Source organism: Streptomyces sp. S186, from assembly GCF_051603415.1.
In the GTDB taxonomy this organism is placed as follows: Bacteria; Actinomycetota; Actinomycetes; order Streptomycetales; family Streptomycetaceae; genus Streptomyces.
Window position 1 is genome coordinate 806,435 of the sequence record NZ_CP193932.1, and the last position, 21,136, is coordinate 827,570.

Annotated in this window: 21 protein-coding genes and 2 pseudogenes; 9 read left to right on the top strand and 14 right to left on the bottom strand. The window is 71.3% G+C overall.

What is annotated here, in order from left to right; genetic code table 11:
• The first annotated feature begins 84 nt into the window (after positions 1-84).
• On the top strand, positions 85-858 hold the full coding sequence (locus tag ACRAS8_RS03570; RefSeq protein ID WP_438484287.1) for a type VII secretion system-associated protein: 774 nt from the start codon (positions 85-87) through the stop codon (positions 856-858).
• A 172-nt stretch (positions 859-1,030) separates the two neighbouring features.
• Positions 1,031-1,438 (top strand): CoA-binding protein, encoded by a 408-nt coding sequence (locus ACRAS8_RS03575; RefSeq protein WP_438484288.1) that lies wholly within the window; start codon positions 1,031-1,033, stop codon positions 1,436-1,438.
• Positions 1,439-1,482: 44 nt separating this feature from the next.
• Here ACRAS8_RS03575 and ACRAS8_RS03580 read toward each other — a convergent pair whose 3' ends face one another.
• Complete coding sequence (locus tag ACRAS8_RS03580) at positions 1,483-1,620, bottom strand: hypothetical protein (protein WP_438490692.1); 138 nt, start codon at positions 1,618-1,620, stop codon at positions 1,483-1,485.
• Between ACRAS8_RS03580 and ACRAS8_RS03585 the strand changes: the two genes are divergently transcribed.
• Positions 1,552-2,406, top strand: a complete 855-nt coding sequence (locus tag ACRAS8_RS03585; protein ID WP_438484289.1) for an EamA family transporter — start codon at positions 1,552-1,554, stop codon at positions 2,404-2,406. The two genes, ACRAS8_RS03580 and ACRAS8_RS03585, sit on opposite strands and share 69 nt — an antisense overlap.
• A gap of 73 nt (positions 2,407-2,479) precedes the next feature.
• Here ACRAS8_RS03585 and ACRAS8_RS03590 read toward each other — a convergent pair whose 3' ends face one another.
• A complete protein-coding gene (locus ACRAS8_RS03590) occupies positions 2,480-3,226 on the bottom strand; it encodes an acyltransferase (protein WP_438484290.1) in 747 nt (248 codons plus the stop codon).
• A 144-nt stretch (positions 3,227-3,370) separates the two neighbouring features.
• Here ACRAS8_RS03590 and ACRAS8_RS03595 point away from each other — a divergent pair, with 144 nt between their 5' ends.
• The gene (locus ACRAS8_RS03595; RefSeq protein WP_438484291.1) at positions 3,371-3,937 is read left to right on the top strand and encodes a gamma carbonic anhydrase family protein; all 567 of its coding nucleotides are present in this window, start codon (positions 3,371-3,373) and stop codon (positions 3,935-3,937) included.
• 85 nt (positions 3,938-4,022) lie between these two features.
• Here ACRAS8_RS03595 and ACRAS8_RS03600 read toward each other — a convergent pair whose 3' ends face one another.
• The 8 genes from ACRAS8_RS03600 to ACRAS8_RS03635 all read right to left on the bottom strand — a co-directional run bounded on the left by ACRAS8_RS03600 (position 4,023) and on the right by ACRAS8_RS03635 (position 11,859).
• Positions 4,023-4,787, bottom strand: coding sequence for an enoyl-CoA hydratase/isomerase family protein (locus tag ACRAS8_RS03600; protein WP_438484292.1), 765 nt, complete (start codon positions 4,785-4,787; stop codon positions 4,023-4,025).
• Positions 4,784-6,025: a cytochrome P450 gene (locus ACRAS8_RS03605; RefSeq protein WP_438484293.1), complete on the bottom strand. Its 1,242-nt coding sequence runs from the start codon at positions 6,023-6,025 to the stop codon at positions 4,784-4,786. The genes ACRAS8_RS03600 and ACRAS8_RS03605 overlap by 4 nt, the downstream gene beginning before the upstream one ends.
• Before the next feature lie 159 nt (positions 6,026-6,184).
• Positions 6,185-7,549: a cytochrome P450 gene (locus ACRAS8_RS03610; RefSeq protein WP_438484294.1), complete on the bottom strand. Its 1,365-nt coding sequence runs from the start codon at positions 7,547-7,549 to the stop codon at positions 6,185-6,187.
• 11 nt (positions 7,550-7,560) lie between these two features.
• A complete protein-coding gene (locus ACRAS8_RS03615; protein ID WP_438484295.1) occupies positions 7,561-8,151 on the bottom strand; it encodes a GTP-binding protein in 591 nt (196 codons plus the stop codon).
• A complete protein-coding gene (locus ACRAS8_RS03620) occupies positions 8,126-8,506 on the bottom strand; it encodes a DUF742 domain-containing protein (RefSeq protein WP_438484296.1) in 381 nt (126 codons plus the stop codon). Before ACRAS8_RS03620 ends, ACRAS8_RS03615 begins: the two co-directional genes overlap by 26 nt.
• A complete protein-coding gene (locus ACRAS8_RS03625) occupies positions 8,503-8,916 on the bottom strand; it encodes a roadblock/LC7 domain-containing protein (protein WP_438484297.1) in 414 nt (137 codons plus the stop codon). The genes ACRAS8_RS03620 and ACRAS8_RS03625 overlap by 4 nt, the downstream gene beginning before the upstream one ends.
• Positions 8,913-10,127: an ATP-binding protein gene (locus tag ACRAS8_RS03630; protein ID WP_438484298.1), complete on the bottom strand. Its 1,215-nt coding sequence runs from the start codon at positions 10,125-10,127 to the stop codon at positions 8,913-8,915. Before ACRAS8_RS03630 ends, ACRAS8_RS03625 begins: the two co-directional genes overlap by 4 nt.
• 718 nt (positions 10,128-10,845) lie before the next feature.
• Positions 10,846-11,859: an alpha/beta hydrolase gene (locus tag ACRAS8_RS03635; protein ID WP_438484299.1), complete on the bottom strand. Its 1,014-nt coding sequence runs from the start codon at positions 11,857-11,859 to the stop codon at positions 10,846-10,848.
• 295 nt (positions 11,860-12,154) lie between these two features.
• Here ACRAS8_RS03635 and ACRAS8_RS03640 point away from each other — a divergent pair, with 295 nt between their 5' ends.
• Both ACRAS8_RS03640 and ACRAS8_RS03645 read left to right on the top strand, forming a co-directional pair.
• A complete protein-coding gene (locus ACRAS8_RS03640) occupies positions 12,155-14,086 on the top strand; it encodes an ATP-binding protein (protein WP_438484301.1) in 1,932 nt (643 codons plus the stop codon).
• A gap of 186 nt (positions 14,087-14,272) precedes the next feature.
• Positions 14,273-14,482, top strand: a complete 210-nt coding sequence (locus ACRAS8_RS03645; protein WP_438484302.1) for a hypothetical protein — start codon at positions 14,273-14,275, stop codon at positions 14,480-14,482.
• A 154-nt stretch (positions 14,483-14,636) separates the two neighbouring features.
• Here ACRAS8_RS03645 and ACRAS8_RS03650 read toward each other — a convergent pair whose 3' ends face one another.
• Complete coding sequence (locus tag ACRAS8_RS03650; protein ID WP_438484304.1) at positions 14,637-15,299, bottom strand: DedA family protein; 663 nt, start codon at positions 15,297-15,299, stop codon at positions 14,637-14,639.
• Positions 15,300-15,855: 556 nt separating this feature from the next.
• Positions 15,856-16,158: pseudogene (locus ACRAS8_RS03655) on the bottom strand (DUF4442 domain-containing protein); the annotation flags it as partial.
• A gap of 516 nt (positions 16,159-16,674) precedes the next feature.
• On the opposite strand from ACRAS8_RS03655, the pseudogene ACRAS8_RS03660 reads away from it, so the two are divergent.
• A pseudogene (locus ACRAS8_RS03660) lies at positions 16,675-16,839 on the top strand (IS701 family transposase); the annotation flags it as partial.
• Positions 16,840-16,998: 159 nt separating this feature from the next.
• On the opposite strand, the gene ACRAS8_RS03665 reads toward ACRAS8_RS03660, so the two are convergent.
• Positions 16,999-18,471 (bottom strand): FAD-dependent monooxygenase, encoded by a 1,473-nt coding sequence (locus tag ACRAS8_RS03665; protein WP_438484305.1) that lies wholly within the window; start codon positions 18,469-18,471, stop codon positions 16,999-17,001.
• A 118-nt stretch (positions 18,472-18,589) separates the two neighbouring features.
• Between ACRAS8_RS03665 and ACRAS8_RS03670 the strand changes: the two genes are divergently transcribed.
• Positions 18,590-19,198 carry a TetR/AcrR family transcriptional regulator C-terminal domain-containing protein gene (locus ACRAS8_RS03670; RefSeq protein WP_438484306.1) on the top strand — a complete coding sequence of 203 codons (609 nt, stop codon included), beginning with the start codon at positions 18,590-18,592 and terminating at the stop codon, positions 19,196-19,198.
• A 422-nt stretch (positions 19,199-19,620) separates the two neighbouring features.
• On the opposite strand, the gene ACRAS8_RS03675 is transcribed toward ACRAS8_RS03670, so the two are convergent.
• Entirely contained in the window at positions 19,621-20,088 is a 468-nt protein-coding gene (locus ACRAS8_RS03675; protein WP_438484307.1) for a MarR family winged helix-turn-helix transcriptional regulator, read from the bottom strand.
• 117 nt (positions 20,089-20,205) lie between these two features.
• Here ACRAS8_RS03675 and ACRAS8_RS03680 point away from each other — a divergent pair, with 117 nt between their 5' ends.
• Positions 20,206-20,598 carry a nuclear transport factor 2 family protein gene (locus ACRAS8_RS03680; protein WP_438484308.1) on the top strand — a complete coding sequence of 131 codons (393 nt, stop codon included), beginning with the start codon at positions 20,206-20,208 and terminating at the stop codon, positions 20,596-20,598.
• Positions 20,599-21,136 lie beyond the last annotated feature (538 nt).

Sequence of the window (21,136 nt, forward strand, 5' to 3'; positions counted from 1 at the left end):
CCCGTGGGCACTGTGGGCCCAGCGGGACCCGTCGTACGGAGGCACGGCCGGCGGGAACGGAACGGCGGCTCGGCGGAGGGCTCGATGGACGACAGCACACTGGCGGCGATGACGGCCGGCACTCCGGTGACCGGCGACGAAATGCCGGTGCCGCCGCCGGAGGTCGTCGAGGCGGCCCGCGAGACCCCCGACCACTGGCTGGCCATGGTGGACCTGACCTGGTCGGGCGAGGAGGCGCCCCCGCTGTGGGCGGTGATCGGCCAGTGGCGGTCGGGCCCGGACGGCGCGATCGAGGAGTGGCGGGACAACCCGGAGTACCGGCCGTCGCCGCAGATGCTGGACTGGGCGGCCCCCACCGACCCGGTGGACCGCGCGGTGCAGCTGTCCGCCACCGGGTACGGCCCGGAGAGCGCGGTCTACGAGGAGCTGGCCGGCGCGGAGGTCTCCTTCCTGGTCACCGCCACCGGGGCGCCCCTGACCGCGGCCTCCCCCGAGGGCGCCCCCGTCGTCCCCGTCTACACCGCCGCCGCCCATCTGGAGTCGGCCGGGCGGCTGCTCTACGACCAGCGGCCGGCGGCCGAACTGGTCGAGCAACTGCCGCCGGGACACGCCCTCTACGTCAACCCGGCCGGGCCGGTGAGCATGGTCGTGGAGGCCGAGCGGCTGCGGGCGGCGCTGGCCGCCGCGGACGGCACCGCGCGGCCCGCCCGGGAACCGGCCGGCGCCGCGGCGCGGTGGCCGGGCACCGGCGCCGGCCCGGCCGAACCGGCCGTCGGCGGCCGCGCGATCGGCAAGCCGGCCCGCTCCGCGGTGTCCGGCGACGTCGTCGCCGCCGGCCTGGCCCGCGGCACGGGCTGACGCCCCGCGAACCCGCCCCGCCCGTCTTCCCCTTCGGGCGGGGCGTCTTGCTGCCCGGACGACCCGTCATCCGGGCAGCGGCCGAGGAATGATCAGGCTCCGCCGGCCGTTACCCAAGGTGACCGAGCACTGAGCCGAGTACCGCGCACGACCGCGGACGACGGGAGCCCCCATGGACGCCGACCAGGCCACCATCCGCAGGATCCTCACCGAACTCGGAGACACCTGGGCGGTCGTGGGACTGTCCGCCAACGAGCGGCGCGCCGCGTACGGCGTCGCCGACGTGCTCCAGCGCTACGGCAAGCGGATCGTCCCCGTGCACCCCAGAGCCGAGACGGTGCACGGGGAGCAGGGGTACCCGTCGCTGGCCGCCGTCCCGTTCAAGATCGACGTGGTGGACGTCTTCGTCCGCAGCGAGCTCGCCGGCCCCGTCGCCGACGAAGCGGTCGCCGTCGGCGCCGATGCGGTCTGGTTCCAGCTCGGCGTCATCGACGACGACGCGGCCCGGCGCACCCGCAACGCCGGCCTCGCCATGGTGATGGACCGCTGCCCGGCGATCGAGATACCGCGCCTGGGCTGAGCGGCGGGCACCCGGCGGTCGGCCGCCCCGGCCGGCCGGCGGCCTCAGCGGGGCGGCAGAATGATCACCGCCATGGTCATCTCCACCGGTTCCCGGCCGTCGTTGCGGTAGCCGTGCGGGACCTTGGCCTCGTACTTCAGCGTTCCGACTCCGGCGGCGGACTGCTCACCCGGCGGCTGCACGCCCTGACCGTCGTGGTGGTCTCGCAGACCCTGGCCGCCCTGGCACTGGGCGGCATCGTGCTGGCCACGGGCGGCTGGCGGGAGGCCGGGCCACAGCTGTGGTGCGCGGCCGCGGCGGGCGTCGTCGGCCCCGCCGCGATGCTCTGCTTCTACCGCGCGCCGACCCTCGGCCCGACGGGCGTGGTCTCCCCGCTCGGCTCGCTCGGCACCGTCCTCGTCCCGCTCGGCGTCGGCATCCTCGCGGGCGAACGGCCGGGCCTCCTCCAGGCCGCCGGCATGGTCGTCGCGGTGGTCGGCGTACTGCTGGCCGGCGGCCCCCAGCTCGGCGGGGCGAGCGTCGAGCGCCGGACGATCGTGCTCACCGTGGCCTCCGCGCTCGGCTTCGGCGCGGTGAGGGCCCTGATCGCGGAGGCGTCCACCACCGTCACCGGCCTCTTCCTGGCCCTCTTCGTCCAGCGGTTGTGCAATGTGGCGGTCGGCGGCGCGGCCCTGTACGCCACGGTGCGGCGCGGCACCCCGGCGCTGCCCGAGGGCGGCCTGTCCGCGCTGCGCGGGTCGCTCCCCGCGCTCGCCTTCATCGGCATCGCCGACGTCGCTGCCAACGGCACCTACTCCGTCGCAGCCCAGCACGGCCCGGTCACCATGGCCGCGGTCCTCGCCTCCTTGTACCCGGTCGTCACCGCGCTCGCCGCCCTCGGCGTCCTCAAGGAACGCCTGCGCGCCGTCCAGGCCGCCGGGGCCTCCCTCGCCCTGGTCGGCTCCCTCGTCCTGGCATCCCACGGCTGACGAAGCCCACAAGAGAGCCGGACCACCCGATCAGGAAGGGCCGGACGGACAACGGCCAAGAGGCGTACCAGCGTTAGGGCCTGTCCGCCTTCTCCCACTCCCCCAGCGCCAGCAGCTGTTCCGGCGTCACGCCCTCGGGGATCGGCACCGGCGCCGGCGTGCGCAGCGGCGGCTGCCAGCCCGTGGCCGGTTCCCAGCGGCGGACGATCCTGGCCGGTGCCCCGGCCACCACCGCGTGGTCGGGGACCTCCCCGCGCACCACCGCCCCGGCCGCGACCACCACGTTCCGCCCCAGCCGCGCGCCCGGGAGGATGACCGCCCCGGTCCCGATCCAGCCGCCCGGCCCGATGGCGACCGGCTCGCTGCGCGGCCACTGCCTGCCGATCGGCGTCTCGGGGTCGTCGTAACTGTGGTTGGTGGTGGTGACGTAGACGCCCGGCCCGAAGAAGCAGTCGTCGCCGACGGTCAGCCGGACGTCCGCGATCACATGGCTGCCGCGGCCCAGCACCACACCGTCGCCCAGCGTCAGAATCGGGTCCGGGCCCAGGTCCAGATCGGGCATCATGCCCGCGGTGAGCGTGACGTCCTGGCCGATGACGCAGTGCGCGCCCAGCTCGATCCAGGGGTCGCCGAAGACCGTCCCCTGCGGGAAGGCCAGCCGGGTGCCGGTGCCGATCCGGCGGAAGCGGTACGGGCCCGGGCGCTCGGCCGTCACCGCCCCGGTCTCCCGCACCCAGCGCGCCCCGCGGTGGACGGCGCGGGACACCGCCCGGCGCCGCCAGGCCGTCAGGGACGAGAACACGTTCTGGTTTATCGGCACCCGCACACCGTACTCAGCGCGCCCGGCCACCGGCCGCGCGCCGGGCTGTGATCTTCACCCCACCCCCGGCCGCCCCGCCCACCCCGCGCGGCGGTCGTCTACGGTGCTGGTGGCGCGGCACCCGACCGGCGAGGAGAGGCGCAGATGGCAGAACGTGCACTGATCGCGGCGGTGGGCGGCGCGAGGCCGCACATCGACCCGGGGGCGTACACCGCGCCCACCTCCGTCGTCGTCGGCGACGTCACCCTGGCCGCGGGGGCCAGCGTCTGGTACCACGCCGTGCTGCGCGCCGACAGCGGCCCCGTCGTCCTGGGCGCCGACAGCAACATCCAGGACAACTGCACGGTGCACGGGGACCCCGGCTTCCCGGTCACGGTCGGCGATCGCGTTTCGGTCGGCCACAACGCCGTCCTGCACGGCTGCACCGTCGAGGACGACGTACTGGTCGGGATGGGCGCGACGGTGCTGAACGGGGCGCACATCGGGGCGGGTTCGCTGATCGCGGCCCAGGCACTGGTGCCGCAGGGCATGCGGGTGCCGCCGGGCTCGCTGGTCGCCGGGGTGCCGGCCAAGGTCAGGCGGGAACTGACCGCGGAGGAACGGGAGTCCGTCAAGCTGAACGCCGCGGTGTACGTGGAGCTGGCCGCACGCCACCGCGCGGCGGTCCCGCTCGCCACGGGCGGCACACAGGCCGGGGAACCCACGGACTGACGGCTCCGGATGCGCGACGGTGCGGCCTGGTCAGGGCCGCACCGAAGGGTCGGCGTCGGGTCCGCGTCTCCCGTTCCGGACGGGGTCAGTCCCGCCGGGCCTGATGGCCCGCGCTCAGCGCGGAGGACAGCAGCTCCGCGTCGAACAGCGTGGCGTCCGCGAGCCGATGGGCGTTGCCGTAGGCGTTCATCATGAGCTTGGCGGTCCGCAACGCCGTGGGCGACCGCCGCACCAGCGGCTTGATCCAGCGGGTGATCGCCCCGTCCAGCTCCGCCTCGGGCACGACCTGGTGGAGGATCGACATCCGCTGGGCGGTGGCGGCGTCGAAGGTGTCCGCGGTGAGGATCAGTTCGCGGACCCTGGCGGCACCGGCCTCGTGCATGAGCCGCGGCAGCACCCCGCCCCAGGCGGGCGGTACCCCCAGCGCCGCCTCCGGCAGCCGGAAACGGCAGTTGTCCGCGCCGGCCCGCAGATCGCAGAAGAGCGCCAGCCCGATCCCCGCGCCGATCACACCGCCGTGCAGGCGGGCGACGGTGACGGCCTCGGTGGTGGCGAGTGCGTCGCACACCTGCCGCGCCTTGGCGCCCACGACCCGCACGCCCGCTCCGGTGGGGTCGGCCGCGAGCGACTCCGCGAACTCCCGGCGGTCGGCCCCCAGGCAGAAGTCGGCGCCGGCGCCGGAGAGGATCACCACGCGTATGCCGGGCTCGTGCGGTATCCCCCGCAGCACGGTGAGGAGTTCGTCGAGCACCGGCTCCGAGAGCGCGTTGCCGGTCTCCGGGCTGTTCAGCCGGACCGTCAGCACGGGCCCTTCGTTCCGGACGACGAGGTACTTGAAGTCTTCGATCATGCTCGCCTTCCTACCTCACCCCGGCGCCCCGCCTGGGCGACGGGCAGGGTGAGCAGCCGCCGGAAGGCCACCCGCGGCGCCCACTCGGGCGTCCGGCTCGGCCGCAGTCCGGGAAAGCGTCTGAGCACGGCCGTCAGCAGGGTCTGCGCCTCCAGCCGGGCCAGCGCGGAGCCGAGGCAGTAGTGGACGCCGCTGCTGAAGCTGAGGTGGCTGGCCCTGCGCCGGGCGTCGAAGAGGTGGGGGTCCACATGCTGCGCCGGGTCGTGATTGGCCACCCCGACCATGCAGTGCACCGGTTGATCCTTGCGGACGGGCGCACCGGCGAGCACGGTGTCCTCGCCCGCGACCCGGGTCACCACGTGCGTCGGCGAGTCGTAACGCAGGACCTCCTCGACGGCCGCGGGGATGTTCTCCGGGTGCGCACGGAGCCATCCCATCTGGCGGGGGTGCGAAGTGATCAGCCACACCGCGGTGGAGAGGAGGTTGGCCGTGGTCTCCAGCGCGGCCAGCACCACGAACAGCACCAGCCGGTAGACGGCCTCGTCGGCTTTCTCCCGGTCCCGTTCGAGGTGGTCCCAGGTCCTGATCCAGCCCGAGACCGGGTCATCTCCCGGAACCCTGCGGCGTTCCTTCACCAGGGCGGTGAAATACTCGCGCAGAATTCCGGTCGCGGCGTCCGAGAGGGCGAGCTGACTGGCCGAGGGAAGCAGCTCCTGGGCAAATACCTGGTCATGGGTGAGGGACCGCAGCAAGGGATGGTCGGCGGTCGGCAGCCCGAGCCATTCCCCTATCGTCAGCACCGGCAATTCGTCGCTGACCAGGGCACAAAAATCCGCTTCGCCGTCCTTCAGTTGCACGTCGAGTTCGTCGAGGAGTTCTTCGGTGAAACGCTCGACGGATTTTTGGATATCAGCCAGTGAACCGCGGTCGAAAATCCTGCCGACCGACCGCCGCACACGGGTGTGGTGCGGCGGGTTGAGCCCCGGCAGCATCGCGGCCATTTCCTGTGCGGAGGATGCCGTCCAGCGCGGCGCCCCGCCTTGCCGAGCGCGCCATGAACTGTCCGGCACCAGCCAGGACTTGTCCCTCAGGATCCGGTCGCACAGGCCGTAGGAATTGACGAGGTAGCCGCCCCAGGGCGCCGGAACAACGTCCCCCATCGACCGGATTTCCGCGTAGTACGGCAAGGGATTGGCCTGCCCGTCCGGGGTGCGCAGACGGGAGAACAGCCTTGCCACGGAACGCCGGTCGACAGCCGGGGACGTGGGCAGGGAAACTATGCCGGGCTCCACCGCGGTAACTCCTTCGTTCAAGACACCAGAACCGATGGACCAGCCCTGACTACCCGCGTACTTGAACTTTTACGCACCGCGGCGGCATAAGGTCTGTCGTAAAGATCACACCTTCCACCAGGACAGGAATGAACTCCACCACTTGCCCTTTTGCGTCCCACTCTGCACCTGCGCCGGGGCATTCTCGGGCGCACCCTGCCCCCAAGCGGACGCACCGGGCGAACGCCGCTCCGGCCGGACCGGGGTAAAACGCGCGGGCAGTGCTTCGAGCGCACGGTGGAATGGGCCGGGCCGCCAGGTCAGACTCTCCGTCGGCAAAGCGAGTTCGATGTCCGGCAGGGAATTGAGCAGCTTCTCGATGGCGAGGTTGGCGACCAGGGTCGCGGGGTCCTTCGCCGGGCAGGCGTGCGGGCCGGCACCCCAGGCCAGATGAGCACGCTTGCTGAGCATCTGACGGCCCGTCGAGAGCGCGGGGTCGGTGTTGGCGGCCGCGAAGCTGATCACCACGGGGTCCCCCGCGGCGAGCTTGGCCCCGCCGATCTCGACCTCGCGCACGGGGTAGTGCACCCCGTAGTTGGCGATCGGGGCACTGTTCCACAGCACGTCGTTGATGGCGTCGTCGACCAGCAGACCGGCCGCGTTGTGGTCTCCGGCGTACCGCTCGTCGGACAGCAGCAGCAGGAGGGCGCTGGTGATGATGTTCTGGGTGGGCTCGGTGCCCGCCGCGATCAGCGTGACGAGCTGGTGGACCATCTCCTCGTCGGAGAGCCCGGACGGATGCTGCGTCAGCCAGGAGGTCACATCGTCGCCCGGCGAGCGCCGCTTGAGGGCGACCAGCTCCCTCAACGCCTCGGTCAGGACCTCGTTGGCCTTCTCCGCCTCGACCCCGTCGAAGATGCCGGATATCCCGAAGACGAGGCGGTCGCCGATCTCCTCCGGGCAGCCGAAGAGGTCGTTGAAGACCAGCAGCGGCAGGAGCTGGGCGTAGTCGGCGACCAGGTCGGCCCGGCCGCGGCTGCTGAACTGGCCGACGAGGTAAGCGGCGACCCGGCCGACATGGCGGCCCAGCCGATGGGTGTCCACCCTGGCCAGGCTCGCGGTGACCGACTGGCGCAGCCGCATGTGCTCGGCGCCGTCGGAGAAGAGGGCGTTCGGCCGGTACATCATCATCGGCAGCACCGGGCTGTCGAGCGGCACCCGGCCCTCGTTGAGCGCCCGCCAGCGGCGGGAGTCACGCGCGAAGACGTCCGGGTTCTGCAGCACCTGCAGCGCCGTCGCATAGTCCGTGACGAGTTCCGCCTCCACTCCGGGGGCGAGTTCGACCGGTGCGCTCGGGCCGTACTGCCGCAGCCGCGCGTAGACCGCGTGCGGCGCGGCGGCGAATTCCGGGCCGTGCAGGGACGTTCGCATGCCATCGGCATGTGCGGGGCAACCCGGTGGCGGAGTCTGGAATTCCGGATGAGATTGCATGGGGGGCACTCCTAGTTGAGGCGGGACTGCAGATAGCGGACCAGCGTGATCAGAGAATCCGCCGACGATTTCTGGTCACGCGCATCGCAGTTGACGACCGGCGTCTCCGGCAGGAGGTCGAGCGCCTCCCGGATCTCGTCGAGCGAATGCTCCGGAGTCCCGTCGAAGCGGTTCACGGCGATGGCGTACGGGATGCCGTAGTGTTCCACCAGGTCCATGACAGGAAAGGACTCCTGGAGGCGCTGCGGATCGACCAGGATCAGCGCCCCCAGTGCCCCGCGCGTCATGTCCTCCCAGACCTGAACGAAACGCTGCTGGCCGGGAGTTCCGAACAGGTACAGCACCAGCCGTTCGCTCAGCGTCAGCCGCCCGAAGTCCATGGCGACCGTCGTCGTGGTCTTCTCCGGCACCGCCCGCAGATCGTCGATGCCCGCGCTGGCCTGCGTCATCACCTCTTCGGTGCGCAGCGGCGGAATCTCCGACATGGTTCCGATGAACGTGGTCTTCCCCACGGCGAAGTGGCCGACGACCAGGATCTTCGCCGCGGTCTGCACCGAATTCCGCAGGTACACACCGTCATCCAAAGCGAGCCTGGAGCCCATTCAGCACCTCCTCCAGGATTTGCCGTTCGACAAGCTGAGCGCTGGGGATGGGCGCGCGCACATAGAGATGGCCCTCCTCCGTGAGATCACATACCAGAATCCTGGCGACACCCACCGGCAGACCGGTGTGCCCGGCTATCTCGGCGATCGACAGGAAACCCCCGGCACACAGCTCCAACAGGCGCTGCTTCTCCGGGTCGAGCGGTTGGGTCCGGGGCGGATCCTGAGCGACGGTGACCAGTGTCAGCAACGTGAACGTGCTGTCGTCGACAAGGTCCCGGCCGTTGGTGATGACGTACGGCCGTACTAATTCCGCTGCCTCGTGTACCAGCTCCGGCTCGTCATCGGTCGTCATGGTTGGATATCGGCCCTCTCGCGCGGAGGGCTGGTCAGCGCCTTGCCGAGCTGGCCGACCAACTGCTGCATCCGGAACGTGATTTCTGCCATGTCGACATCGGGCGATGCCGACACCGCGAGATAGGCACCCTCACCCGCCGAGATGAGAAAGACCCAGCCGTGGTCGAATTCCACCAGCGTCTGCCGCCACTGCGGGCGCACGGCGGGGCCGGCGCTCTTGCAGAAATCGGCGACCGTACGGCTCAGCGACTGCATACCGCTCATCGCGGCGGCCACCGTGTCGGCGTGGTCCCGGCCGACCTCCTTCGAACGGGCCATGAGCAGACCGTCGGCGGAGACGAGGATGGCATGCTGCGCTTCCGGCAATTCCAGAGCACTGTCAAGCATCCACGACAGATCGTAGTTCACGGAACCTCATGCCCTTCACTGCTTGCTGGGGTGGAACGACGGCCCGACTGCGTGCCGCGCTGGAAAGCGCCCATGACGGACGCCGTCCGGGCGCTGTCGCGGGCCGGTGGAGCGGGGGTGCCCTCGTCCGCCGCCGGCACGATCGATATCGCCCCGCGGCGGCGGCGCTTCGGCAGCCCGCCGGCGGTCGTCTCGGCCACGTCCGGAGCGTCGGCGTCCGGGGCGCCGAAACCCGGCGGAGGGGCCGACGCCCGGTGCCTGCCCGGCGTCGGAAAGCCCTGCCGGCCAGGAGGATGCTCGGGCGGCAACGGAGCGGACGCGGCCACGGCAGGACCCTCCTCGGTTTCGCGCAGGGACGTGAGCAACTCGTCGGGGAGCAGGACGACCGCGCGCACACCGCCGTACGGTGAGGTGGAGTCGACCGAGACCGTGAAGCCGTAGCGGGCGGCCAGCACACCGATGACGGTGAAGCCGAACTGCGGCGGATTGCCGAGGCTGGAAACGCTCGCGGAATTACCGCTGGACAGCAGCTGGCCGGCCCGGGCCTTCTCCTCCTCGTTCATGCCGACACCGGCGTCGTCCACGACGATGCACACGCCCTTGGGTACCGGGCGGATATTGATCTCGATCACCGTTTCCGGCGCGGAATAGCTGGTGGCGTTGTCCAGCAATTCGGCGAGGACCAGTGCCACCGGTTCCACGGCGCGGCTGACGATGGCGAAATTGCTCTGCGAGCGGATCTCGACGCGGGTGAAGTGCCGGATACGGCCCTTCGCGCTGCGGACCACGTCGTAGAGCGACGCGTCGTTACGGCGCCGGCCGAGCCATCCGTCGCAGAGCACGGCGATGGACTGGGCCCGCCGCGCGAACTGCGAGTTCATGTGGTCGATATCGAGCAGATCCTGCAGGATCTTATGCTCGCCGTAGGCGTCCTGGAGTTTGGAGATCGCCAGCTGCTGCTCGCTCGCCAGGCCCTGAAGCGTCCGCATCGCGGACTTCAGGGTGTTCTTGGTGGATTCCTCGGCGCGCTCCTTGGCCTCCTCCACGGCCTCCGCGTAGTGCTCTTCCAGCTGCGCGTAGTGCTGTTTCAGCTCAAGCTTTTCCTTGCTCAGCTCCGAGATCTTCTTCCGGCCACGAATAATCGCGGTAGCGGCGACAGGTGTACCAGCGACCAAGGCCCACAGCGCTGGATCCTGGAAGTATTGCGTCATAGGTCTCTCTTCGGACGACGAAGCCACCAGGTGCCGTATGCCCGGCTGCCGTGTGGATGATCACGCGCGGCCCCGGACAATAGACGATCGGCCGCGCACAGTCGCCTGCCAGAAAGCCTCTGAAGGCCCGGTTAATGGCATACCTCTCCCCGGGTTGGCGATTTTCTCAGGCCAATGCGCGGAATTCCCTTTTGCCATAGCAGGTGACTACCCGGTTGGCAAGTGCGATGATCTTAGCATCACGCCATCGACTCAAGTCCAACAGCGATCCGTAACGTTCTGGCACCTGACGGAGATTCAACAAAGGCCCCTTCTGGGCCCATTGGCTCCCGGAGCGGCCACGGGACGCAAGAAGGAGAGCCGCTTCCTGACGACCCGCTAGCACTCCGAACTACGCGGTAACGAACGCAACGCACCGCGAATCCGCAGGCCGGACCGGTGGCACCGGGTGCCCCGCAGGTCGTTCACCGCACCGCCGCACACCGGAAGAAGCCCCGTACGCCTCGCCAGCGACCGGCGTCCGGCGGCGTCAACGGGCCGCGTCCGGCGCCCACTCGGCCCCGCGCGGACCCGATACCAGCCGGCCGATCGTGGCTCACGGAGCACCGGCGGCAGCACGAGATTGTCCGAGACCCACCGCCAACTCCCCACCGGCCACGGCCGATGCCCCGGCGGCCAACAGCCCGTCGGCCCCTCGGTCCGACAGGCCGTCAGCCCGTCAGACCGAAGGCGCCGCCACCGGCCCCACCATCTGCTCACTGATCCAGTGCAGCGACTCGGGCATGCGCTTGATGTAGGTGTGCCCGCTGTGCACACCATCCGGTATTTCGAAGAGCGTGGAGTGGATCGGCCCACGGGCCCCGTCGGTGTACTCGCTGACGAACCGCTTCACATCGGGCACCGCGTCCTCCTTGCTGCCGAGCTCGAAGGCCAGGTAGACCTGCGGCCCGCCGCGCGCCGCCAACTGCCGCGCCAGATGCCGCGGATCGTTGGCGAGCTTCTCCGCCGGATGCCCCTGCCACAGCGGCGAGTCCGGAGCCGTGTCGGGACCGTTGACGATCGCCGCCTTGAACCGGTGCGGCTCCTTGAGCACCGCCTTCAGCGCCGCGAACCCGCCCGACGACGAGCCCATGAAGCCCCAGCCGTCCCGCGACGCGTACGTACGGAAGTTGGCCCGGGCGAACGCCGGCACGTCCCGGGTCAGCCAGCTCCCCATCCTGGGCTGTCCCGGGATGTCGCTGCCGTCGTAGTAGGTCTTGCGGGGGTTGAGCACCGGCATCACGAGGATGAACGGCAGCGTCTTGCCCTCCTTCGACCACTCCGCGAGCCGCTCCTCCAGCGCGAACGGCGCATCCGCCCAGTAGTTGGACGGGTACCCCCAGGCTCCGGGCAGCGCGATCAGCACCGGGAAGCCGCTCCGGGCGTACTTGGCCTGGTTGTACTGCGGCGGCACCCATGCCCAGATGTCGCCGGTGTAGCCGGACGCCCGGCCGTGCCACTTGGTGTGCACCACCTCGGTGCCGTCGTCGCCCGTCGTGCGGTACGCGGTGAACACCGAGCGCGGCCCCTGCGGCATCACGGTCCGCGGCCGCCCGTTCAGCGCGTCCGCGGCGTGGGCCCGCAGCCGCGGCACGTTCGAGGCGTCCACCACGTCCTGCCCCGGCCCGCCGCACCCGGCCAGCAGCCCCAGGGCCACCACACTCACCGCAGCTCGGACGCGCACGGACTTCATCGGAACGATCTCCTCAGGCACTCGGGGCCGGGCGGGACACCACGGTGCCACCGCGAATCCGGTCGAAAGCCATCACTCTAAGATCGGTCCCCCGACTGCCGGACGCCGCCCCCACCTTCGTGACCTGGGGTTTACCGTTCTGTATCAGCACCAGGACGAAACGCCACGTCAAAGCCGCCGAGCCGGTTTCCCCCTAACGGTGAACCCCGTCCGCTGTTTACCCGGCGGCTGGTTCTGGCATCGTGGATCGCTCCTGGGGAAGTGCGCGGCACTGTGCCGTGGTTGGGGATGACCGATGACCGCGTGGGCCGATCACGGGCCGCTGCCCGGCGTAGTGGGGCGGGCGGTCGAGCACGAGCAGCTGGCCGGGCTGCTGGACCGGGCCGCGCCGGTCACACTGACCGGACCGGCCGGAGTGGGCAAGAGCCTGCTGGCCCGGGCCGTCCTCGAAGAACGCACCGCCGACCGCCCCGGCGCCGTCCTCCGGATCGCCTGCTGGGACGGGCTGACCGCGGCCGAGCTGCCCGGCGCCCTCCGCCGCGCCGCCGGTCTCCCCGCGCCGGGCACCGTCGAGGACCTCGCCGGGCACTGCCGCACCCACCGCATGACCCTTCTCCTCGACGACTGCGACCCGCTGCTCGACGCCTGCGCGGCCCTGGTCCGGCAGCTGCTGCGGACCGAACCGGCCCTGCGGATCGTCGCCACCGCCCGCCGCCCTCTGGGACTGCCCGGGGAACGGGTCCTCGCCCTCGCCCCGCTGCCGGTGACACTCGGCGAGGGCATCGCCGGACCGGCCGTGGAACTCCTGGCGGCGCGCACCGGTCCCGCCGCCCCGGAACTGCTGGTCGCGGTGTGCCGGGCGCTGGAGGGCTGCCCGCTCGCCATCGGGCTGGCCGCCCGGCAACTGGACCGGATGACCTTGTCCCAACTGGCCGCCCGGCTGGACCAGGAAAGCCCGTTGCACTACTCCGGCCCCTCCCCCACCACCCGCCACACCTCGCTGCACGCCGCGCACGCCGCCGGCTACGCCCTCTGCTCCCCGCTCGACCGCCGGGTCTGGGCCTGCCTCTCGGTCCTCCCCGGGGACTTCGACCCCTGGCTCGCGGGGTGCGTCTGTACCAGCAGTGACGTTCCTGCATCCGCCGTCGACGCCGCGCTGGAGCGCCTGCGCGCCGCCTCCGTCCTCGAACGCGTACGGGACGCCGATGTCGCCGCCGGCCCCGGGACCGGGCTGCCGCCCCGCTACCGGCTGCCGCGCGCCGCCCGGGACTTCGGCCGGGCCCGGCTGCGCGAGACCGGCGACGAGGCCGGGGCCCTGCGCCGCTTCCGGCAGGCCTGCGCGGCGCTCGCCGCCGAGGCCCAGATCACCTGGCAGGGCACCGGCCAGCAGCTCGCGGTCCGCCTCGTCGAGGACGAGCAGCACCACCTCGACGCGGCGCTGACCCGGCCCCCGCTGGACGCCGAGGACGCGCTCGGCGCCCTGGAAATCGCCGTTTCCCTGTGGTTCCAGTGGGCGGCCTGCGGGTTCCGCCGCGAGGGCCGCGCCCACCTGGACCGGCTGCTGGCGCTCGCCCAGGAGGACACCGCGCTGCGGGCCCGCGCCCTGTGGCTGGCCGGCTACCTCGCCGCCCAGGAGAACGCCCCCGCGGCCGCGGAACCCCTCCTCGCCCAGGCATGGCAGGCGGCCGTGATGCACGCGGACACCGACGGCCTGGCCCGTATCGCGCACGCCCACGCCGTGCTGGCGCTCTACCGCGAGGACACCACGACCGCCGTGGCCTGCCTGGAGGAGGCCGCCCGGCACACCTCCCGGGACACCTGGTTCGGCCCCGGGCCCGCCCACAGCTGGGCGCTGCTCGCCATCGCACTCGCCCCGCTCGACGCCGGCCGGGCCCGGGCCGCGGCCCGCCGCGCCTGGGAAGCCCGCCACGCCGACTGCGACTTCTGGCTCCACTCGACGATCCTCTACGCCCGCGCGCTCATCGAACGCGCCCACGGCGACCCGGCCGACGCCCTCCGGGCCTGCCGCAAGGCCCTGGTCGCCAAGAAGCTGATCGGCGACCCGCTGTTCATCGTGGGCGCCCGCACCATGCTGGCCGCCCTGCGCCGCGGCATCCGCGCCGACGCGACTGTCCGCGCGCTCGGCGGCGAAGCCCGCTGGTGGCGGCGCGGCGCCTCCGACCCCCACCCCCAGCCGTTCTTCTCACGGCTGCGCGCGGGGCCGTGAGGCCGGCGGGCCGAACCGCGCCCGACTCATCCGGCCTCACGGGCTGATGCACGACCGGTCGGCGGCTCTGGGAAGCGGACAGCGGAGCACGGGGGCGGCGGTGCCGCCACCAGAGCCCGGCACCGTACGTGACACCGCGACTGCGGTCGGGATGCGGAGGCACTCCGTCCGTCGCATCCTGGAGACATGAAGCGTGCCCCCGTCATCGTGCATCCGCCGTGCACCGGCGGCCGCCGCGTCACGCTCCACGGCCAGGACCTGGGACGGGCGCTGCGCCCCGGCGACGTGGCGGCCATCCTGCGCCGAGCCGGCTTCTCCACCGCCCGCTTCGTCTGGCACGACACCGGCGTCATCGAGTGGCGCGACGGCGGACCGGACACCTGGCAGATGCCGTAACGTCTGCCGGCCTGCAGACAGGCAGACACACGTACGGCGACGCCGGGGCGCAGCCATGCTCGACATACGTCATGCACGAGCGCGGCGCCCCGGATGTCCTCAGGATCGGCAGGACGTCCGGGGCGCCGCGCTCGTTCGTGCGCCGCCGGCCGGTTCAGTCGGCCCGGGTCGCGGCGACCGGGGACTTCTCCAGCTCCGCCGCCTCGCGCGCCGCCGCGGCCTTCTTCGCCCGGTACTTCATGAGCAGGAACGACCCGATGCCGAACAGCACCGCGGCGGCCAGGCCCCACACGGAGAAGCGCTTGAGCCAGGGCTCGGCGACGAGACCGACGGTGTAGATCAGCGCCGTGGTACCGCCGGCCCAGATGATGCCGCCGAGGACGTTGGCGATCAGGAACTTCCAGTACGGCATCTTCAGCACGCCCGCGAGCGGACCGGCGAAGATCCGCAGCAGCGCGATGAACCGGCCGAAGAAGACGGCCCACATGCCCCACTTGTCGAACTTGGCCTCGGCCATGGCCACATGATCCGGCCCGAAGTGCTTGGGGAACTTCCGGCCGGCCCAGGCCAGCAGCGGCTTGCCGCCCTTGCGACCGATCAGGTAGCCGATGGAGTCACCGATGATCGCCCCGGCGGTGGCGCAGGCACCCAGCACATAGGGGTTGATGTGGTCCTGGGTCGCGGCCAGGATCGAGGCGCTGACGAGAACGATCTCGCCAGGCAGCGGAATACCCAGGCTCTCCAGCCCGATGACCAACCCCACAAGGAGGTAGACACTCACGGCGGGTACCGTCTCCAGCCACTCCTGGATGTGCAAGGCCGCTTCCTCCGCTGATGTTGGGCCCCCGTGGGCCGTTGCCCGGTGCCCGGCACCGATCGGTCGTTCCCAGGCGCGCCGCACCGGCACGCCTGGGCAGGGTACTCGATCGGGTCATCCCGACGACGGTTCCCGGTCGCGCGCTGGCACATCCGCGGCGGGCTCGGCCGCGGGACGCCCCCCGCTTCGGCGCCCGCCACGACACCTGACACCGGAAGCCGGCAGATGGACAGACGGGCAGGTGGGCAGACGGCGAGGCACAGACGGCCGGACAGCCAGTCAGGGTAGCCAGAAGGCAGAAGCCGGCAGAAGGCAAGGCAGAGGCGGGCAGAAGGTACGGGCATACGAGGGCGGGACAGGCAGGAGGGCGGAGCCGGGCTGCGCACCCCGGGGGCGGGCGGCCCGCACGGCGTTCAAGCGGGCTCCACGGCTTCGCGCCCCGCAGCATTCGCTGGCCGCCTGCCCCCCCCCCATCCCCCCCCCCGCCCTCACCTGGCGCGGCCCTCAGCACTCTCTGATCGGGTCTCTGATCGTGGTCGCTGGTTGGGGCGCATGGTCACTGATCGGGGCGCAGCGTCCACACAATCGTCATCTCGCCCGTGACCGCTCCGTCCTTTTCGCGGGTGATCTCGACCTTGACCGGGAACTCCGGGCGCCCACCGGCGTCCGGCTCGGCGACGACCTCGGATATCGAGCGGCCCAGCTCGGCGGTGGCGGTGACCGGGCCCATGGCGAGCTTCTTGTAGCCGATCTCGGCGCCCACCACCGCCAGCGGGACCGCACGGCCGAGCTGATCACCGAAGGCCGTCATCACGATCGCGCCGCTCGCCGACTCGGCGAGCGTGAACATCGCGCCGGAGAACAGAACCCCTCGCGCACCACACCACGCTGAAACACCCGCCAATGTCAGGCCGGCTCCTGCACGGCTGCGACCACGGCTCGCCCTCGCCCCTGACGACCGGCTCGCCTTCGTCGCCTGCGACGGCAACGCCCGTCTGCTTACTCCGGAAATGACGACCTGGCACGTCACCGGCACCTGACGGTCATCAGCCGCGCGCACCTCGCCGACGGTGGCCCGTCGTCGCCGTCGCCCCCAACACCCGTCTCAGCTACTACCCGGTCCCGCACGGCGACGGCGGCTCCCCGGTTCTCCTGGTCTGCCGGCCCACGTCGTGAGACCGGAGACATACCGGCACTCTGCCAGGCGCGACCCCCAAGTTGGCCCCCGCAGTGGCGAAACCCGGTGCCGGGCGCGGCGTGTGGGATGCGGTGACGGGGCGCCGCACAGGCCGGCAGAGCGGCGATCGCTACCGCCCGCGCCACCAATACGGTTGACGCTCGCCCCTCCTCATCGCATCACGTTGCGGGTTGGACCCCAGCAGCCTCAACTTCCCAGCTGGCCCAGGGCCCTACGCGCCATCCGTTCCTGGCTCGCCCCGGCCATCCCCCTGCGCTGGTGGTGGCAAGCCTGGACGGACAAGGACCCGCCCTCCGAACTCCAAGCCCTGATCGACGCAATCACTACAGGACACGGCATTGATCTCTACCGCCGGGTTTAACGAACTACCCGTAACCGCGATTGTGGGGCGCACTCACTGCGCCGACTGCTGAGCCCGGCCTCGACAGCCGGACGCAGGAAGCACCGGCCCACCGCACTGATGGGCCGGTGCTGTCCGGTAGGTGGGCTCACCGAGCGCGTTCAGCTGTACAGGGTGCGCAGGGCGGTGAGGCAGTCTGTGGCCCGGTGCTGCGGGTCGGTGTCGGTGCTGGCCCAGGCGATCCGGGCGTCCGGCCGGATCAGAACAGCGGTGACGTCCCGCCAGATCGGATCCGCCGTTTTGGTGTTGACAGTGACTGTCCGCTGTTCCAGGCCGTCTGCGGAACACGGCGTCCGCGTCCCGCCGAGGTCCAGCAGCAGTGGCCGGCCGTGGTGCATCAGCGGGTGGGCGGTGGGTGCGTCGGCGGTGTCCAGGGCGAGGCCGGCCAGTCGCGTGCCGTTCAGCGGGTGCGTGCCGGGTGTGGTGTCAGCGGGGTGTGGGTCGTCGAAGCCGGCGATCCGGCGGGCCCACCGGCGGTTGGTACGCGGTTCGGCGAGCGCGGCGGACCAGACCTCGCGCAGTGCGATCTGTTCCGGGCTCGACGCTGCGAACAGGGCAAGCTGTGCACGGGTGTTGTCGATGACGGCGCGGGCGGCCGGCCGGCGCTCCGTGTCATAGCTGTCGAGCAGTGCGTCGGGCGCCCGGCCCTGGAGGGTGGCGGCGAGCTTCCAGCCGAGGTTGGTGGCGTCCTGGATGCCGAGGTTCATGCCCTGCCCACCGGCCGGGAAGAACATGTGCGCCGCGTCCCCGGCCACCAGCACCCGTCCGGCCCGGTACTGCGCGGCCTGGCGGGTGGCGTTGCCGTAGCGCGACAGCCAGCGGGGGTTGCGGATGCCCAGGTCCCGTCCCAGGAGCGTGCGGGTCTGCTCGCGCACCTCCTCCAAGGTCAGCGGTTCACCGGTGCCATGGTGCATGGTGGCCGTGGACAGGCCCGCCAGCCGGTGGACGCCGTCGCCGATCGGGGCCGCCAGGAACGAACCGGCCGGTCCGGTGGCGGCGAGCTGCGCGGTGGGCGGATCGTCGAGTTCGACGTCGGCGAGCCACCCGGTCAGCGTGGTGTCCTGACCGGGGAAGTCGATGCCGGCCGCCTGGCGCACCGCGCTGCGGGTGCCGTCGCAGCCCACCACCCAGCGGGCTCGCACGGCCCGGTGGGTGCCGCCGGCCCGGACCACCACCTCGACGGCGTCCGGCCCCTGGGTGAGCGAGACGACCTCCTCCCCGCGCAGCACCCGGGCGCCCACGGCAACTGCGTGCTCCTCCAGGAGCTGTTCGGTGACGGACTGCCCGAGCGCCAGCATGAACGGGTGCACCGCTCCGACCGTGGAGAAGTCCAGCCTGGTGGTCGCCGCCCCGAAGTGGCCGGTCGGCACCGGGGTGCCCTGTTCGATGAACCGCTCCGCGAGTCCGCGGGTGGCGAAGGTGTCCAGCGTGCCGGCCTGCATGCCGACCGCGCGCGACCGTCCGTCCGGTGCCGCCCGGCGTTCCACGACGGTCACCTCCACCCCATGCAGGCGCAACTCCGCGGCCAGCCAGAGCCCCACCGGGCCGGCCCCGGCGATGAGCACGTCGAGCATGACAGCCACTTCCTCTCGCTCTTGTCCATTGGACAAGAGCGAGCATGCCCTAGAATTGTCCATTGGACAACAGAGGTTGGACGGCAGGGCGCGGAAGCCGACCGGAGAGGCGCATCGGATGGGTACGACGCAGGACGAGATCGTCGCCGCCACGCTGGCAGTCCTCGACGAGCACGGGCTGGACGGCGTGACCATGCGCGCCGTCGCGGCCCGGCTCGGCGTACAGCACAACACCGTCCGCTGGCACGCCTCCAGCAAGGGCCGCCTGCTCGAACTGGCCTCCGACGAACTCCTCGCACACTGCCTCGACGAACCGCTGCCCGAGGCATTCCCCGACCGGCTCAAGGAACTGAGCCGCCGCTGCCGCACGGCACTGCTCTCCCACCGCGACGCCGCCAGAATGGTCGCGGGCGTCTTCGCCGCCGAACCCCACACGCTGCGCTACGCCGACACCGTGATCGCCACCCTGCTGGCAGCCGGCCACTCACCACGCACAGCCGCGTGGACCCACTGGACGATCTTCTACCTGACCCTGGGCCTCACCCAGGAACAGCAGGCCGCCCAGGAGACCGCACCGGCCCTCCTCCCCGACCAGGCACCGGTCGACAGTTACCCGGCCCTGGCCGAGGTTCTGCCATACGTCGGCCCAGACAGCTTCGACCAGCGATTCGAATTCGCCCTCGACCTACTCATCGCCGGCCTTCCCCGGGCCGAGGGGCCAGCCTGAACAGCTCACTCCAGGCACGTGCCGGCGTTGGCTTCGACCACACCGCGTTCACCATCGACTGGGACAAGCGGCAGGCCACCCGCCCACACGGGAACACCGGCGCCCGGACCCCCAGGAACGACCAGTGGTCCGGGAACCTCTTGCGGACCAGCCCCTTGAAAGCATCCAAGAGCGGCGTGCGCCCGTCGAGGGCGACCTCGATGGCCTCGGCCCTCGGCTCCTCCCGTCTCCGCGCGACCCCGAGAACCCTCACATGCTGATAGGGATCGGCGAACTCCCGCTCTACGTCGTCCAGTTGCACGCGGGTTACCCACGACGGTCTACCGAAGCGGACCCGGCCGCGAGGCTGAATCCCACAGATTGACCAAGCGGTTCGTCGAGTCATGTCCGGGCTTCGCGGGTGCGCGAGAGGGAGGTGACGGTCAGTCAGTCTCCCGCGTGCTGCCGGGGGCGAAGGGGCCCTCGTCAACGAATCGCCGCAGGCAGCGGGCGAAGGTGCGGGCATCCTCGCGAGGCCAGGAGCCGAGCGAGTCTTCGATGCGGGAGGCCAATCGCTGCCTGGTGGCGCGCACTGCATCGCGGCCCGCGTCGGTGAGAGCGAGCAGGGTCGCGCGGCCGTCCGCGGGGTCCGGTTCGCGCCGCAGCAGGCCGGCCTGCTCCAACCGGTCAGCCCGCCGGGTGACGGTGGTGCGGTCGAGTCCGATCTCGCGACCGAGGTCGGCGGCGCTACAGGGGTCGGTTCGGGCCAGGCCGCTGAGCACCGGGTAGGTGACGTCGTCGACCGCCTCTCCCAGGCCCTCGGTCAGCTGTGCGTAGAGGTGGTCGCGGGTGCTCCGCCGTAGGAGCAATCCCAGCGCGTCGGCGATCTCATTCCCGGTCCCGTTCGTCATGCCTCCAGATTAGCGTGCGCAGAGCACGCTTCTTGCGTTACTGTAGGTGCGTGCTTCAAGCACGCATTATTCGTTCGGCGCACCGCGTCGACAGCCATGGCAACGGAAGGAAGGCCCATGTTTCGCACCGACATCAGCACGGCGCTCACCGATCTGCTCCTCACCCCGGGACTCGACCTGGATGTGGCAGCCAACCGCCACTTCGCCCCTGACTACCGTCAGCGCACCGACGGCCGGTGGGACAACCGGCAGGAGTTCCTGGCGCACATCGCCCACCTGCGCGAAGTCGTAGCAGGCGGTTCGGTCCAGGTGCACGACGAGGTCGTGGACGGTGACCGATACGCCGACCGGCACACGGTGAGCGTCACCAAGAACGACGGGGCCACCGTGCGCATGGAGGTCTACCTCTTCGGGGAGTTCGCACCCGACGGGCGCTTTCGCCGGATCGAGGAGACCACCCTCATGCTCGAAGGCACCGAAGACGACCGCGATCTCGGCAGTGCCCGCTGAGCAGCCACCCCGAAGCCGGTCAGAGAGGCCACGCTCTGGCGAGGCCACGCCTCGCGCGGCCAACGTCCGCGACAAAGCCCTTGCGAGTTACCTCGGCGGTCCCCACCTTCGCGTCGCGCGACGGCACGGATACGCGACCAGGGCGGGTACCGAGTCATGATCAATTTGCGGGATGTGCCGTCGTGACACGCTCTGGCTCGACGGGCCGTGTTACGTGATGCGAGTGCAACTGGCCGGTCTGGGTTGGGATTTCACCGGGCCGTACCTGCCGATCGGCGAGTACGGCCCGTACCCCGAGCGACTGCGGCAGCAGTTCGGGGGCCTGATCCGGTGGTTCAAGACGGGCGGGCAATCCACCTGCGCACCGCGTCCGCGGTGTGCCGGTCCGTCAGCCCCTCAGCGAGCTGCGGCACACTGACCATCGCCAACTGACCTGGCGACCATGCCGGACCACCCTGGCACGGAAACGCCGAAGTGAACTGCTCGTCCTCAGACAGCGGGCCGAGCCACCCGCAGTAGCCTCCGGAACGGACGCAGC

Bases quoted from the DNA above. Each gene is read 5' to 3' on its own strand.
- ACRAS8_RS03665 (WP_438484305.1), bottom strand. From the start codon at position 18,471: ATGCTCGACGTGCTCATCGCCGGGGCCGGCCCGGTGGGGCTCTGGCTG.
- ACRAS8_RS03615 (WP_438484295.1), bottom strand. From the start codon at position 8,151: ATGGGCTCCAGGCTCGCTTTGGATGACGGTGTGTACCTGCGGAATTCG.
- ACRAS8_RS03575 (WP_438484288.1), top strand. From the start codon at position 1,031: ATGGACGCCGACCAGGCCACCATCCGCAGGATCCTCACCGAACTCGGA.
- ACRAS8_RS03645 (WP_438484302.1), top strand. From the start codon at position 14,273: ATGAAGCGTGCCCCCGTCATCGTGCATCCGCCGTGCACCGGCGGCCGC.
- ACRAS8_RS03630 (WP_438484298.1), bottom strand. From the start codon at position 10,127: ATGACGCAATACTTCCAGGATCCAGCGCTGTGGGCCTTGGTCGCTGGT.
- ACRAS8_RS03670 (WP_438484306.1), top strand. From the start codon at position 18,590: ATGGGTACGACGCAGGACGAGATCGTCGCCGCCACGCTGGCAGTCCTC.
- ACRAS8_RS03640 (WP_438484301.1), top strand. From the start codon at position 12,155: ATGACCGCGTGGGCCGATCACGGGCCGCTGCCCGGCGTAGTGGGGCGG.
- ACRAS8_RS03595 (WP_438484291.1), top strand. From the start codon at position 3,371: ATGGCAGAACGTGCACTGATCGCGGCGGTGGGCGGCGCGAGGCCGCAC.
- ACRAS8_RS03600 (WP_438484292.1), bottom strand. From the start codon at position 4,787: ATGATCGAAGACTTCAAGTACCTCGTCGTCCGGAACGAAGGGCCCGTG.
- ACRAS8_RS03675 (WP_438484307.1), bottom strand. From the start codon at position 20,088: ATGACGAACGGGACCGGGAATGAGATCGCCGACGCGCTGGGATTGCTC.
- ACRAS8_RS03570 (WP_438484287.1), top strand. From the start codon at position 85: ATGGACGACAGCACACTGGCGGCGATGACGGCCGGCACTCCGGTGACC.
- ACRAS8_RS03680 (WP_438484308.1), top strand. From the start codon at position 20,206: ATGTTTCGCACCGACATCAGCACGGCGCTCACCGATCTGCTCCTCACC.
- ACRAS8_RS03610 (WP_438484294.1), bottom strand. From the start codon at position 7,549: ATGCAATCTCATCCGGAATTCCAGACTCCGCCACCGGGTTGCCCCGCA.
- ACRAS8_RS03620 (WP_438484296.1), bottom strand. From the start codon at position 8,506: ATGACGACCGATGACGAGCCGGAGCTGGTACACGAGGCAGCGGAATTA.
- ACRAS8_RS03635 (WP_438484299.1), bottom strand. From the start codon at position 11,859: ATGAAGTCCGTGCGCGTCCGAGCTGCGGTGAGTGTGGTGGCCCTGGGG.